This is a genomic window from Stenotrophomonas sp. STEN038 (genome assembly GCF_056759895.1).
This window is the reverse complement of sequence record NZ_JBRRDW010000079.1, coordinates 1-13780: the sequence shown is the minus strand read 5'-3', so window position 1 is coordinate 13780 and position 13780 is coordinate 1. Positions and strand designations below refer to the sequence as shown.

The 13780-nt window shown below is 66.0% G+C and carries 12 protein-coding genes; all 12 read right to left on the bottom strand.

Features of this window, described 5'->3' with window-relative positions:
- Positions 1 to 118: 118 nt before the first annotated feature.
- Positions 119 to 1099, bottom strand: coding sequence for a chemotaxis protein CheW (locus tag ACVOLS_RS20315; RefSeq protein ID WP_481547126.1), 981 nt, complete (start codon positions 1097 to 1099; stop codon positions 119 to 121).
- Complete coding sequence (locus ACVOLS_RS20310; protein ID WP_481547125.1) at positions 1096 to 1878, bottom strand: ParA family protein; 783 nt, start codon at positions 1876 to 1878, stop codon at positions 1096 to 1098. The genes ACVOLS_RS20315 and ACVOLS_RS20310 overlap by 4 nt, the downstream gene beginning before the upstream one ends.
- Entirely contained in the window at positions 1878 to 2825 is a 948-nt protein-coding gene (gene motD, locus ACVOLS_RS20305) for a flagellar motor protein MotD (protein WP_481547124.1), read from the bottom strand. Before motD ends, ACVOLS_RS20310 begins: the two co-directional genes overlap by 1 nt.
- Positions 2826 to 2828: 3 nt before the next feature.
- Complete coding sequence (locus ACVOLS_RS20300) at positions 2829 to 3569, bottom strand: flagellar motor protein (RefSeq protein ID WP_481530819.1); 741 nt, start codon at positions 3567 to 3569, stop codon at positions 2829 to 2831.
- A gap of 332 nt (positions 3570 to 3901) precedes the next feature.
- Positions 3902 to 5767 carry a chemotaxis protein CheA gene (locus tag ACVOLS_RS20295; RefSeq protein WP_481547123.1) on the bottom strand — a complete coding sequence of 622 codons (1866 nt, stop codon included), beginning with the start codon at positions 5765 to 5767 and terminating at the stop codon, positions 3902 to 3904.
- A 3-nt stretch (positions 5768 to 5770) separates the two neighbouring features.
- The gene (locus ACVOLS_RS20290; protein WP_481547122.1) at positions 5771 to 6391 is read right to left on the bottom strand and encodes a protein phosphatase CheZ; all 621 of its coding nucleotides are present in this window, start codon (positions 6389 to 6391) and stop codon (positions 5771 to 5773) included.
- Positions 6391 to 6783: a chemotaxis response regulator CheY gene (gene cheY / locus ACVOLS_RS20285; protein WP_282271267.1), complete on the bottom strand. Its 393-nt coding sequence runs from the start codon at positions 6781 to 6783 to the stop codon at positions 6391 to 6393. Before cheY ends, ACVOLS_RS20290 begins: the two co-directional genes overlap by 1 nt.
- Before the next feature lie 13 nt (positions 6784 to 6796).
- Positions 6797 to 7546 (bottom strand): RNA polymerase sigma factor FliA, encoded by a 750-nt coding sequence (locus tag ACVOLS_RS20280; protein WP_481547121.1) that lies wholly within the window; start codon positions 7544 to 7546, stop codon positions 6797 to 6799.
- Positions 7543 to 8427 carry a MinD/ParA family ATP-binding protein gene (locus ACVOLS_RS20275; RefSeq protein ID WP_481547120.1) on the bottom strand — a complete coding sequence of 295 codons (885 nt, stop codon included), beginning with the start codon at positions 8425 to 8427 and terminating at the stop codon, positions 7543 to 7545. Before ACVOLS_RS20275 ends, ACVOLS_RS20280 begins: the two co-directional genes overlap by 4 nt.
- Positions 8414 to 10246 carry a flagellar biosynthesis GTPase FlhF gene (gene flhF, locus ACVOLS_RS20270; protein ID WP_481547119.1) on the bottom strand — a complete coding sequence of 611 codons (1833 nt, stop codon included), beginning with the start codon at positions 10244 to 10246 and terminating at the stop codon, positions 8414 to 8416. The genes ACVOLS_RS20275 and flhF overlap by 14 nt, the downstream gene beginning before the upstream one ends.
- Positions 10247 to 10398: 152 nt before the next feature.
- Positions 10399 to 12507: a flagellar biosynthesis protein FlhA gene (gene flhA / locus ACVOLS_RS20265; protein ID WP_481547118.1), complete on the bottom strand. Its 2109-nt coding sequence runs from the start codon at positions 12505 to 12507 to the stop codon at positions 10399 to 10401.
- Positions 12504 to 13634, bottom strand: coding sequence for a flagellar biosynthesis protein FlhB (gene flhB / locus ACVOLS_RS20260; RefSeq protein ID WP_481547117.1), 1131 nt, complete (start codon positions 13632 to 13634; stop codon positions 12504 to 12506). Before flhB ends, flhA begins: the two co-directional genes overlap by 4 nt.
- Between the last annotated feature and the right edge of the window lie 146 nt (positions 13635 to 13780).

Here is a 13780-nt window from a genome sequence, read left to right as displayed (position 1 = left end):
GGGTAGTGCTGAGCCATGCTCGGCTGGAGCCTTACCGGGAAAGCCTCTGCCGAGCATGGCTCGGCACTACCTTTGCCTCCCACCTTCGCTGCGCGAAAGGGAGGAGGCGAAGGGGCAATCAGCGCAGCAGGCGGCCTGCGTCGAGCAGGATCATCGGCTGCTGGCCGATGCGGGCGATGCCGCGGAACAGTTCATTGGAGATCTGGCAGATGCGCGCGGTGTCCGGCGGCTCGATCTGCGAGTCGTTGAGGTTGGCGACGTCTTCCACCGCCGACACGCGCAGGCCCAAGGTCTCGCCGTTCTCTTCCAGCACGACGATGCGGGTCTGTGAGTCCTCAGGCGCGCTTTGCACGTCAAGATGGCGGCACAGGTCCATCACCGGCACCACCTGACCGCGCAGGTTCATGATGCCGAGCATGGCCGGGCCCGTGCCGCGCAGTGCCAACAGTGGTACCGGCAGGACGACTTCCTGCACCTTCAACAGCTCCAGCGCATAGGTCTGTTGGCCGCAGCGCAGGCGCAGCCAACGTGAGCTGCGCTCCGCGGCGCGGCGTTGCTGCGGGCTGCTCGCCGGGCGCTGTGCCTGCGCCTGCAGTTCCTGCCAGGTGCTTGGGCGCGCGTCTGCCGATGGATCGGGCAAAGCGCGTACGTTCGGCGTGCTGCGTGGCGCTGCAGTCGGGCTGATCGGCAAACCCGCGGCGGTTTCAAATGCCGCCTGCAGGTTGGCGCTGTCGCTGTGGGCGAGCTTGCGGCTTTCAGCAGGACCGGTTTCGTAGATCACCTCGTCCGGCAGGTCGTCCCAGGTCGGCGGGCGACCGGCATTGGCAGCACTGGTCGCCGCCATCGCGTCGTCGAAGGCAGCCTGCAGTGCTGCAGTGTCACCGGGTGCAATTGCGGCAGGTGCAGGTGCAGGTGCTTCGGCGGCTTTGGATTGCGCCTGCGCGAGCGCGGCTTCAAACACCGCTTCGAGCTCGGCGCTATCGCCGGGCGCCTCGAAGGCGGCGGGTTTGGCGACGACGGCCGGCGTAGCTACGACGGGTGCCGGCGCCGCCTCGAGCAGCAGCTCGCCCAGATAGTCATCCAGCACATCGTTGCTCATGCGGCCTGCTCCAGCTGCGTGGCCTCGCTGGCCAGCAACCACTCGAGTGCATGGCGGTAAGCGGCCATGCCGCGGCCCGGATAATCGTCGCCAAGGACCGGCACGGTCAGGGCAGCAGGATTGCAGATGCGGGTGTCGACCGGAATCGCATCTTCCCAGACGCGCTCGCCGTGACGTTCCTGCATCAGCTTCAGGGTTTCATTGCCGGCACGGGTACGACGGTCGAACAAGGTGGGTAGCACCGAAATCGGAAGGGCACGTTTGCGCGAGCGCTCGACCATTTCGCCAGTACGGACCATGCCGTCCAGACCATGCAGGGCCAGTGGCTCGGCCTGGGTCGGGATGATCAGGCGATCAGCGGCGGCCAGGGCGTTGATCATCAACAAGCCCAGCGTCGGTGCGCAGTCGAGCAGGATGTAATCGTGCTGCTCGCCGTGACGGGCAAGCGCCTGCTGCAGGGCCAGGCCCAGACCGGGCTGGTTGGCGCTGCGCCGTTCCAGCGTGGCCAGCGAGGCCTGCGCGCAGAGATAGTCCAAGCCAGGAATGTCGCTGTGGCGGGCAAGCGAAGCGATCTCGTGCGGTGGCGTGGCGAACAGTTCCTGCACGCCCTGCGGCACCGGCTCAACCGGTACGCCGAACGCGCGGGTCAACGAGGAATGGGGGTCCAGGTCAATCAACAGCACCTTGTGTCCACGTGCGGCAAGGCCGCGCCCGAGTGACAGGGTGGTGGTGGTTTTGCCGACGCCGCCTTTTTGGTTGGCAATGGCCCAGATACGCATCATTGGACTCCTTCGATGACCGCCGGTACCGCGCTGCGAACGGCGGATGCGGCAGTTGTGCCGCCGTTGCCACCGTCGTCGCTGGTGCTGGCTGTGGTGTTGCTGGAAGCAGGCAGATCAGCTGCCGCTGCCGAATCGGCGAGGATGATCACCATCACCCGTCGGTTGCGGTTGCGCCCTTCGGGCGCATCGTTGCTTTCGCGTGGGCGGAACTGGCCGTAACCCACCATCGCCAGACGCTGTGGCTGCACGCCGTGATCCGCGAACAGGTGAACGACGCTGGCGGCACGTGCCGCTGACAGCTCCCAGTTGGACGGGAACTGTGCGGTGGCGATCGGCAGGTTGTCGGTGTGGCCTTCGACACGCACGCCGTTGGGTGCATCGAGCAATACATCGGCCAGGGTGCCGAGCGTGGTGCGAGCGCTGGCGTCCAGCGCCGCCGAACCAGTAGTGAACAGAATGTCGCTGTTGATCTCGACCTCGATCCACAGCTCGGTGCGGCGCACGGTAATGACGCCTTGTTTGACCAGTGGCGCCAGCGACTGGCTGAGGCGGTCCGCGATCTGGTTGAGCTGGCGTTCGGCGCGCTGCAGCTGTTCCTGGTTGTGTGCCGAGACCGGCATGCGCATATGCGATGCCATCGACGGCAGCTGGGTGGGGTCCGCGAGCGCGCCGCCGGTCATGCTTGGCGCACTGATCACCGAGGGTGAGTCATAGCCGCCGCCCTGCAACTGCTTGTTGCCAACCTGGACCTGGCTGATGGTGCGTGGGGCGCCGCCAAAGGCGGTGGTCAAGGCATCGGCCATGACCCGGTACTTGCCTTCGTTCAAGGACGAGATGGCGTACATCACCACGAAGAACGCGAGCAGCAGCGTCATCAGGTCGGCATAGGGAATGGCCCATGCTTCGTGGTTGGCGTGCTCTTCGTGGTGCTTGCGACGGGCCATCGGTCAGTTCACGAAGCCGGCCAGGCTGTTCTCGATATTGCGCGGGTTCTCGCCCTGGGCAATGGCGATCAGGCCTTCGATGATCATTTCGCGCTCGCGGCAGCTGCTGGCGATCACGCCCTTGAGCTTGGCCGACACCGGCAGGAACAGCAGGTTGGCCGAGGCGATGCCGTAGATGGTGGCAGTGAAGGCAGCGGCGATGCCGTGGCCGAGCTTGCTCGGGTCGGCGAGGTTCTTCATCACCGCGATCAGGCCGAGCACGGCGCCGATGATGCCCAAGGTGGGAGCGTAGATGCCCATGCCCTCGAACACCTTGGTGGCGGCCAGGTCCTGTTGCTCCTGGCTGCCGAGTTCAATTTCCATCATGTGGCGGATGGTGTCCGGCTCGACGCCGTCGACCACCAGCTGCAGGCCTTTGCGGATGAACGGATCGTCCTGCAGCTCGACCTGCGGCTCCAGGCCCAGCAGGCCCTGACGGCGGGCGATATTGCTCCAGTCGACGATCTGCTGGACCAGCGCGCGGCGGTCGCTGGCCGGCGGGCGGATCACCCAGCGCACGATCTTGAAGGCATGTTTGAATACGGCCGGCGAGGTGTGCAGCAGGATGGCAGCCAAGGTGCCGACAATGACGATCACGAAGGCAGCAGGTGACCACAGCGAGGACAGGCCAGCGCCTTTGAGGATGCTGCCACCCACCAGGGAGGCGAGGGCGAGGAAGAGTCCAATGATGCTGAGTCGGTCCATGGTGCGTATATCGGCCTCGTTGTAGCGGTCTTGAATCAGGGCTTTGCTTAAGCCCCTCTCCCGCGCGCGCGCGGGAGAGGGGTTGGGGTGAGGGCGCTTTTGCTTTAAGGGCTAAAAGCTAAAAGCTCCCTCACCCGCCCTGACTTCGCAGGGCACCCTCTCCCGCAGGCGGGAGAGGGGACAGCGTTTTGCTCCACGGGTTAAAAGTTGCCCTCACCCGCCCCGTCTTCGCGGGGCTGCCCTCTCCCGCATGCGGGAGAGGGGACAGATGGCATCGCGGGGGCTGTTGGGATGCTTGATCGAAGGCTTCGCTGGAGGGGCTGGGTCATTGCTTACCCCTGCACCCCACGCAGCCCATCCACATCCAGAATCAGCGCCATGCGGCCGTCACCAATCAAGGTGGCGCCGGCATAGCCGTTCAGGCCGCGCAGCGCACGCGGAAGCGGTTTGATCACCACTTCCTCGCGGCCACGTACCTGGTCCACCACCAAGCCGAAACGGGCTTCGCCCATCTGCAGTACGACGATGGTCAACAACGTCGATGGCGCCGGGGTAACTCCCAGCCATTGGCGCAGATCCAGCAGCGCCAGTGTGTGGCTCTTGCGATCCAACACCGCGCGACCGTCAAACCAACCCAGTGAGGTCGCCGGGGCGTGCAGCACTTCCATTACCCGTGCCAAGGGCAGGGCGTAGACGTCTTCGCCGGCCTGCACCAGCAGGGTCGGCAGGATCGCCAGGGTCAGCGGGACGCGGATCAAGAAGCGGCTGCCACGGCCCAGTTCGGATTGGATCTGGATCTGGCCGCTGAGCTCACGGATCCGCGACTGCACCACGTCCATGCCAACGCCACGGCCGGAGATATCGGTTACTTCCTGCTTGGTCGAGAAGCCGGGCAGGAATACCAGGTGCAGGCACTCTTCGCTGGTCAGGCGGGCGGCGGCTTCCGGGTCGAGCAAGCCCTTGTCGCGGGCCTTGGCACGCAGGCGTTCCGGGTCAATGCCGGCGCCGTCGTCCTGGACTTCGATGCTGACGTAATCGCCTTCCTGCTGGGCGGACAGGCGCACCCGGCCCATCCGCGGCTTGCCTTGGGCCTCGCGGAGCTCAGGCGATTCGACACCATGATCGATGGCGTTACGGACCAGATGTACGAGCGGATCGGCCAGTGCTTCGACCAGGTTGCGGTCCAGTTCGGTATCGGCGCCGATCAACTCCAGATCAACTTCCTTCTGCAGCGAGCGGGCAACGTCGCGGGCGACTTTCGGGAAGCGCGAGAACACCTTGCCGACCGGTTGCATGCGGGTGCGCATCACCGCTGATTGCAGGCGTGCGGTGGCGATATCCAACGTCGATACCGCGCGGTCCAACTCTTCGTCCTTCAGGCGCATGCGCAAGGTCTTGAGCCGGTTGCGGGCCAGCACCAGTTCGCCGATCAGATTGACGATGGCATCCAGGCGCTTGGTGTCCACGCGCACGGTGTGCTCGGGCTCGGCGGCTTTTGCTGCGGCGGGTTTGGCCGCGCCCGCAGTGGGGCGGGGTGCGACAGCGGGCGCGGCTGTTGGCTTGGGCTTGGGGGCGGTCGCAGGAATGGCCTGCACGGCGACAGCGCCGGGAGCGGCACCGCCATGCAGCTTGTCCAGCAGGGCTTCGAATTCGTCTTCGTCGATCAGCTCATCGCTGGCCTTTGCGGCTGCAATGGGCTGGGCGCCGGGCGTACCGTTTCCATGCAGCTGGTTCAGCAGGGCTTCGAATTCGTCTTCGCTGATCAGGTCGCTGTCACCCGCAGGTGCAGCGACTGGTTGCGCGGCTGCGACGACCGGTGCGGCGCCAACATCGAACTGCGCGATCAGCGCAGCAGGTGCGTGCTCCGGTTCGGTGCCCGAAGACACGGCGTCGAGCATGGCTTGCAGCCAGTCCAGCGATTGCTGGGCGGCATCGAAATGGTGCGCCAGCAGTTCGGCTTTGCCAGCCCGCGCCATGCCCAGGGTTTCTTCGGCAGCGTGGCACAGCTCCACCATCGGATGGATCGCCAGAAAACCGGCGCCACCTTTCAGCGTGTGGAAGCCACGGAATACGGCGTTGAGCTGGTCACTGTCGTGCGGTGCCTGTTCCAGCGTCACCAGCTGCTCGCCGAGGCGATCGAGGATCTCCTGCGCTTCGAGAATGAAGTCGGCGGCGATGTCGTCGGCAAAAGCACTCATGGCTTACAGCCCCAGGTCCGAGAGCAGGTCGTCGGCGTCCACCTGGGACACGGCGTGGCGGTCCAGGCCATTGACGGCCGGGCCAGCCAAGCCCTGGTTGCGTGCATCTTCTTCCGGCGGCGGCAGGCCGAGCGCGCCAAAGCCTTCATGCACGCGACGGACGATGCCGACCACGCGGCGGATGATCTGCCCGGTCAGGTCCTGGTAGCTCTGGGTCAGCGCTACTTCGGTGAGGTTGTGGCGGATGCGTTCGAGGATTTCACCCTGATCGGCATTGAGTCCATCCGCGCGCAGGCGTTCGGTCAGTGCGCGGCATTCCTCGGCCAGGTCCAGCGTGCGATGGGTGGCCTGCTCGGTCATCTGCACCACGTGGTCCAGGCGCGCGCAGGCATCATCCAGCTCGCCGGCTTCGCTGGGCACGCTGGGCAGTTCGCCCAGGGCCTGGCCCAGTTCGCGTGCGAGCCGGCCCAGTCCGGACATCATCGGCTGCGTGCGTAGGGCGGCCAGTGCGTCGATTTCCCGACGCCAGCCAGCCTCATCGCCACTTTCCAATGCTGCCAGTGCGTCCTGCAGGCGCTGCACCAGGGCTGATTTGTCGCTCAATGCTTCGCCGAGCTGGTTCATCAGGCGCTCGCTGCCAGGCGTTCGAAGATCTTGCCGAGCTTCTCTTCCAGCGTCTGCGCGGTGAACGGCTTGATGATGTAGCCGTTCACGCCGCTCTGTGCGGCCTCGATGATCTGCTCGCGCTTGGCTTCGGCGGTGACCATCAGTACCGGCAAGGTCTTGAGCTTGGCATCGTTGCGGATCGCCTTGAGCAATTCGATGCCGGTCATCACTGGCATATTCCAGTCGGTGACGACGAAGTCGAACGACTGCGTCTGCAGCATCGACAGCGCGGCATGCCCGTCCTCGGCTTCGGCGGTATTGGTGAAGCCCAGATCGCCGAGCAGGTTCTTGACGATGCGGCGCATCGTCGAGAAGTCGTCAACGATCAGGATGCGCATGTTCTTGTTCAAAAGACTTTCCTCTTCATGGTTCTTCGAGCCCGGCGTCGGCCGCCTCGAAAATCTTCAGTCGGCCACGCAGACGCAGCGTGGCCTGGCCGTGGATCTGACAGACGCGGGATTCGCTTACGCCCAATACCGCGCCGATTTCTTTCAGGTTCAATTCCTGCTCGTAGTACAGCGACAGCACCAGCTGCTCGCGCTCGGGCAATTGGCCGATGGCCTTGCCCAGCTCGGCGCCGAACTGGCTGCGCTCCAGCACCTGCTGCGGGTTGGGGCCGCCGGTGGTCGGGGTGTCCAGCTCGCCCTGGTCTTCGATGTGCGATTCCAGGCTCAGCACCTGGCCGCGCGAGGCGTCTTCGACCAGACGCATGTACTCGGGTAGCGGCAGCTCCATCGCCTCGGCTACTTCGCTGGCGCTGGCCGAACGGCCAGTGCTCTGCTCAAGGCGGCGAATGGTGGCGGCGGCGTCGCGGGCGCGCCGGTGCACCGAGCGCGGTACCCAGTCGCCGCGGCGGATTTCGTCGATCATCGAGCCGCGGATGCGGATCGAGGCATAGGTTTCGAACGAGGCACCCTGCTCAGCGTCATAGCTGCGCGAGGCCTCGATCAGCCCCATCATCCCGGCCTGGATCAGATCATCGACCTCGACGCTGGCGGGCAGGCGCGCGGCCAGGTGGTGGGCGATGCGACGTACCAGGTCGGCGTGGCGGGCAATGCAGTCATTGGCCGCGTTGCGCTGGACTTCACGGTATTGGGCGGCTGCATTGTTCATGCCTTCACCTTCTGCTGGATGATGCGTTCCAGGAAGAATTCAACGCCGCCGCGCGGGGCGGTTGGGGCTTGCCAGCGCGCGGTGCGACGGGCGATTTCGTTGATGGCCAGCGAGGCCGGTGCGGAAGGGTAGAGCTTGACCACCGGCTGCTGGCGTTGCACCGACAGGCGCAGCCAGTCGTCCTGCGGCACGCAGCCCAGGTAGTTCAGCGAAACATCGATCAGGAACTTCTCGCAGACCCGCACCAGCTTTTCGTACAGGGCGCGGCCTTCGTTCGGGTCGCGGACCATGTTGGCGACGACCTGGATGCGGTCCACGCCGCGCTCGCGCGAGAGGACCTTGATCAATGCGTAGGCATCGGTGATCGAGGCCGGTTCGTCGCAGACCACCACCACGGTGTCCTGGGCGGCCTGGCAGAAGGTCAGTACGCTGTCGGTGATGCCGGCGGCGGTGTCGATGATCATCACATCGAGCTCGCGCTCCAGCTCGGAGAACACGTTGACCAGGCCGACATGCTCGGCCGGCAGCAGCTCGGCCATGTGCCGACGGCCGGAGGCGGCGGGCACGACCAGCACGCCGTTCGGGCCTTCGATGATGACTTCTTCCAACGTGGCGCGCCCGGCGACCAGGTCGGCCAGGGTGTGCTTGGGCTGCAGGCCCAGCACCACGTCGATGTTGGCCAGGCCCAGGTCGGCGTCGAGCAGCAGGGTACGTTTGCCCATGCCTGCCAGTGCCACGGCCAGGTTGGCCGAGACATTGGTTTTACCTACACCGCCCTTGCCGCCAGTGACCGCGATGGTGCGTACCGGGCCGGCCGGTTCGTGCCGGGTTGCCGACAGCGGGAAGGTGTTGGTCAGCTTGGCGTACTCACGCGACTGCATTGTTCAACTCCGTGTTGCAGGGCATATCGGCCGCGCGGCGCAAATCTTCAAGGCGGAGTACAAGATTTGCGGCAGAGGCCCGATAAAGGTCTTCCGGAACGTCCTGGCCGTCGGTCACCCAGGTGATCGGCAGGCGGTGATCGACCGCCACCGACAGGGCCGAACCGAAGCGGCCGGTCTCGTCCAGCTTGGTCAGCACCACGCCCTGCGGGTTGGCGGCGCTGAAGCGGCGTACCACTTCGTCCATGTCCTGGAAGGCGGTGTTGGCCGGCAGTACCAGTAGGGTGCGGATCTGGCCGGCGGCGCGCAGCCACTGCAACTGGGCGGTGAGGGCGCGGTCGCGCTGGCCGAGGCCGGCGGTGTCGATCAGCACCAGCTTGTAGTCGGCCAGCTTCTGCAGCAGCTGGTTAAGGTCGGTGCCGCTATTGGCCTCGTGCACGGCGATGCCGAGCTGACGGCCGAAGCCGTACAGCTGCTCGCGGGCGCCGATGCGCTGGGTATCGGTGGTGACCAGGGCCACATCGCGCGCGGCATGGGCTTCGGCGAAGCGCGAGGCCAGCTTGGCGATGGTGGTGGTCTTGCCGGCACCGGTGGGGCCGACCAGGGCGATGACGCCACCGGTTTCCATCGGGTCGACCGGGGCGATCGGCAGCTTCTTGGAGATCAGGCCCAGCATCAGCCCGCGGGCGCGGCTGGGGTCGATGTCGGCCGGGATCTGGGTGGCGACGTCGCGGGCCAGGCCGGCGTCGAAACCGTATTCGTCCATCAGGTCCAGCGCATTGGCGCGCACCGCGCTGCCACGCAGGCGTTCATCGGTGAAGCGGTTCATCTCGCGCTCGATCAGGTGGCGCATGCCGGCCACTTCCTGACGCAGCTGGCTGAGCTGTTCGTCGTCGCGGGCGATGATCACCGGGGCGCTGGTCACTGCGCTCACCGGGGAGCTGGCCGCAACGGCCGCAGTTTCGGTGGTTTCAACAGCGCGGGTGACCGGCGCTTCCGCTGGCTGCGGGCTAGCGACGGCGGTGATGGCTGCTACCGCTGCGACCGGGGCTGCGATTGCCTCGATTGCGGGCGCGACTGCGACGGGTGCCACGGCGACCGGAACAGGGTTGAACACCGGTGCGACAGGAATCGCGGGGATGGCTGCGGCAATGGTCGGCTGCAGCAGCTCCGGCTCGGGCATCGGCGGATCGATGACGAAGCGCGCGCGTTCCATCGGTGCGGGCGGCTCGATGGTGACGGCGGCGATGGCGTCGGCAAAGCTGGCCTGCTGGGTGACCGCTGGTGCAACGGCCAGCGGAGCGACCGCAGCGGCGCTGCCGGCCGGACGGAAAGCCGGCACCACCGGCAGTTCGTCGGCACTGGCCGGCTGGGTGGCGAAGAAGGTCTGCGAGACCGGTGCGCGCGGAGCAACCGGTTCGACTTCGGCGGACTTGAGCAGGCCGGCGAAGCGGCTGCCCGGTGCCAGCTCGATGCTGTTGTCGATGGAGCGGCCGGTGGCGCCAACCGCCGAGCGCGCCAGTGCGGCGACGGCCGAGGTGGTGGCGGTGACCGGTTCCGGCTCCGGTGCCTTGCGGCGGGTCATCGCGGCCATGATGGCTTCCGCTGCACTGCGCGGCTTGGCCGGGGCCGGTGGGGCTGGACGGCTGGCTTCCAGCGCCTGCTTCACTGCGGTCTCGTCGTAGTGCGCGGCCGCCACGATCTCCACACCTTCCTCGATCCGACGGTTGGACAGGATCACGGCATCGGGGCCGTGTTCCTTGCGCACGAGGTTCATGGCGGTGCGCATGTCAGCGGCGACGAAACGTTTGATCTTCATGCTTTGGTACCGGGAGTGAGGCTGCGGCGAAGGAGTGGCGTTGGCGATGTCGAACATGGCGTGGCGGGCTCCTTCTTGCGGAATGGGTGCGGTGCAGCAGGTGTCTGGTTTCCGTCACCGGCATTGCGGCCGGTGTCGGTTTTCGGGCTGCCTCAGCTGATCGTGCCGACCAGCTTCAGGCGTTTGTCTTCCGGCACTTCGCTGTAGGCCAGGACCGACAGCGAAGGAACGCTGTGGCGGACCAGGCGCGCCAGCGCGGCGCGGACCGGGGCCGGTACCAGCACTACAGCCGGCTCGTTGCGGGCCTCCTGCTTGCCGACGCAATCGGCAAGGCTTTGATGGAGGCGTTCGGCGAGACCAGGTTCCAGTGCGGCGCCATTGCCTTGCGTGGACTCCTGCAAGACGCGTTCCAATTGCGGGTTGAGGGTGAAGACCGGCAGCTCCGGCGAGGAACCGGCGATTTCCTGGACGATGAAACGGCCAAGCGCACCGCGTACCGAAGCTGTAAGCGCGGCGGGGTCCTGGGTGACCGGTGCGGCTTCGACCAGCGCTTCGGCGATCTTGCGCAGCTGGCGGATCGGGATGCGTTCGATCAGCAGGTTCTGCAGCACGCGTGCCACGGTGGACAGCGGCAGCGCCTTGGGCGAGAGGTCTTCGGCCAGCTTGGGGGCGCTCTTGGCCAGGGTCGCCAGCAGCTGCTGGACTTCTTCATGGCCGAGCAGTTCCGGCGCGTGCTCGCGGATCAGGTGCGACAGGTGGGTGGCGACCACGGTGGCCGGATCGACCACCGTGTACCCCAGCGACTCGGCATGGGCGCGCTGATGCGGCTGGATCCAGGTGGCGTCCAGGCCGAACGCCGGATCCTTGCCGGCAATGCCTTCCAGCGTGCCCATGGCGCTGCCTGGGTCCAGTGCCAGTTCGCGGTCCGGATGGATGTCGGCGGTGCTGACCGGTACCCCATGGATCAGCAGGCGGTAATGGGTGGCCGGCAGTTCCAGGTTGTCGCGGATATGTACCGGCGGAATCAGGAAACCCAGATCCTGGGTGAGCTTTCGACGCACGCCCTTGATGCGCGTCATCAGCTCACCACCCTGGGCCTTGTCGACCAGTGGGATCAGCCGGTAGCCGACTTCCAGACCCAATGGATCGACCGGGCGCAGTTCGTCCCAGGTCAGTTCGGCGGTGGGGGCTGGCTGCGGCTGGCCGAGGGCGTTCAGGCCGCCTTCGTTGGCCGAGGTGTCATTGGCGGAGGTCTTGGCGGCAGCGCTGGTCTCGCGCTTCCACAGTTTCCAGGCGATGAAGCCCAGGATCGCGGCCAGGCTGAGGAAGGCCAGGTTCGGCATGCCCGGTACCAGGCCGACCAGGCCGATGATGCCGGCGGTGATGGCCAGTGCGCGGTATTGGCCAAACACCTGACCCATCATCGCCTCGCTCATATCCTGCGAGCGCGAGGCGCGGGTGACCAGCATGGCCACCGCGCTGGAGACCAGCAGCGCCGGCAGCTGTGCCACCAGACCGTCACCGATCGACAACAGCGTGTACGTGGCGGCGGCGTCGCCAAACGGCATGTCGTGCTGCAACACACCTACGGCGAGGCCGCCGAGCATGTTGATGAACAGAATCAGGATGCCGGCGATGGCGTCGCCACGGATGAACTTGCTGGCGCCGTCCATTGCACCGTAGAAGTCGGCTTCCTCGCGGACTTCTTCTCGGCGGACCTTGGCTTCCTCGCGCGTCAGCAAACCGGCGTTGAGGTCGGCGTCGATCGCCATCTGCTTGCCGGGCATGGCGTCCAGGATGAAGCGCGCGGTCACTTCCGACACGCGTCCGGCACCCTTGGTGATGACCACGAAGTTGATGATGGTCAGGATCGCGAACACCACGATGCCGACCGCGTAGTTGCCGCCGATGACGAACTCACCGAAGGCGGCGATCACCTTGCCGGCGGCTTCGTGGCCATCCTGGCCATTGAGCAGGATGACGCGGGTGGAGGCCACGTTCAGCGCCAGCCGCAGCATGGTGGTGACCAGCAGCACGATCGGGAAGATGGTGAAATCCAGTGGTCGCTTCACGTACACGACGGCCAGCAGCACCAGCATCGAGATCGCGATGTTCAGGGTGAACAGGGCATCCAGCACCGGTGGGGCCAGCGGCACCACCACCATTGCCAGCAAGGCCAGCACGATCAACGGCGCGCCCAGTCCATGCCGCAGCATGTCCAGCACGCGGCGTGCGGAGAAGCCCGAAGTCTGGGCGCTCATCGGGTGCCTCCCTTGCCGAATTCATCAATTTCGATGGGTGCCATCTGCGGCATCGGGCCAGTGCGCCATTGGCGCAGCTGGTAGACGTAGGACAGGACCAGGGCAACAGCCGAATACAGTCTCACGGGGATTTCCTTGCCGAGTTGGCTTTCCCGATACAAGGCGCGTGCCAAAGGCGGTGACGAGACCACGGCGACCTTGTTGCCGTCGGCTACCTGGCGGATGCGCAGGGCCAGTTCGTCGACGCCGCGGGCGACCACGGTGGGGGCACCCATGCGCCCGCTCTCGTACTTGAGGGCGACCGCGTAGTGGGTCGGATTGACCAGCACCACGTCGGCCGTGGGTACGGCCTCCATCATCCGGCGTTGCGACAGCTGCATCTGCATCTGCCGGATGCGGCCCTTCACCTCGGGGCTGCCCTCGCTTTCCTTCATCTCGCGGCGCAGCTCCTCGCGGGTCATCTTCAGCTTCCGCAGCCAGTTCCACTTCTGGTAGGGCGCGTCGATGGCGGCGAGCAGGGCCATGGCACCAGCGGTGGCCAACAGCAGCTTGAGGGTGAAACCCAGGCCGCGGCCGATGGCGCTTTCCAATGGCAGGTGCAGCAGCCCGCGCAGGCCATCGGCACCTTGCCAGATGCACAGGCCGGCGGCGGTGCCGACGAAGGCCACGCGCAGCATCGATTTGACCAGCTCGGCCAATGCTTCAGCGCCGACCAGGCGCTTTATCCCGGTCAATGGGTTCATGCGCTTCAGATCGGGCATCAACGCCTTGTTGGAGAACTGCAGCCCGCCCATCAAGGCCGGGGCAATCATGCCGGCCGCCAGGCACACCAGGAGCAGGGGGCTGAAGGCCAGCATCAGCTTGAGCAACATCCAGCCGGCGTGGCCGAACAAGGCGTTCGGAGTATTGAGCAGCCCGACCTCGGGCGACAGCGCAGCCTTCATCCACTGCCGGGCTGAGCTGCCCATCGAGCCGGCCATGGCATACAGTGCCAGCACGGCGGCGACGAACACCGCGGCGGTTGCCAGCTCGCGCGAGCGCGGGATATTGCCCTGCTCGCGGGCCTCGCGCAGGCGTTTTTCGGTGGGGAGTTCGGTTTTTTCCCCGGCCTGTTCGTTCTCGGACATTGCTCGGCGTGGAAGGAGGGTTCTTCCATGGCCGTGCAAAAATCATTCCAGAACGGTTTTGGTAGTGCCGCGCCAATAGCGGCGGGGGCTGTTTATAGCAACCGCCATTTTGTGAGCGCGCCAGCGCGGCACGCGCGGGAGAGACG

Bases quoted from the DNA above. Each gene is read 5' to 3' on its own strand.
- ACVOLS_RS20290 (WP_481547122.1), bottom strand. From the start codon at position 6,391: ATGAACCAGCTCGGCGAAGCATTGAGCGACAAATCAGCCCTGGTGCAG.
- ACVOLS_RS20280 (WP_481547121.1), bottom strand. From the start codon at position 7,546: ATGAACAATGCAGCCGCCCAATACCGTGAAGTCCAGCGCAACGCGGCC.
- flhA (WP_481547118.1), bottom strand. From the start codon at position 12,507: ATGAGCGCCCAGACTTCGGGCTTCTCCGCACGCCGCGTGCTGGACATG.
- flhB (WP_481547117.1), bottom strand. From the start codon at position 13,634: ATGTCCGAGAACGAACAGGCCGGGGAAAAAACCGAACTCCCCACCGAA.
- ACVOLS_RS20295 (WP_481547123.1), bottom strand. From the start codon at position 5,767: ATGAGTGCTTTTGCCGACGACATCGCCGCCGACTTCATTCTCGAAGCG.
- ACVOLS_RS20315 (WP_481547126.1), bottom strand. From the start codon at position 1,099: ATGAGCAACGATGTGCTGGATGACTATCTGGGCGAGCTGCTGCTCGAG.
- ACVOLS_RS20310 (WP_481547125.1), bottom strand. From the start codon at position 1,878: ATGCGTATCTGGGCCATTGCCAACCAAAAAGGCGGCGTCGGCAAAACC.
- motD (WP_481547124.1), bottom strand. From the start codon at position 2,825: ATGGCCCGTCGCAAGCACCACGAAGAGCACGCCAACCACGAAGCATGG.
- ACVOLS_RS20275 (WP_481547120.1), bottom strand. From the start codon at position 8,427: ATGCAGTCGCGTGAGTACGCCAAGCTGACCAACACCTTCCCGCTGTCG.
- flhF (WP_481547119.1), bottom strand. From the start codon at position 10,246: ATGAAGATCAAACGTTTCGTCGCCGCTGACATGCGCACCGCCATGAAC.
- ACVOLS_RS20300 (WP_481530819.1), bottom strand. From the start codon at position 3,569: ATGGACCGACTCAGCATCATTGGACTCTTCCTCGCCCTCGCCTCCCTG.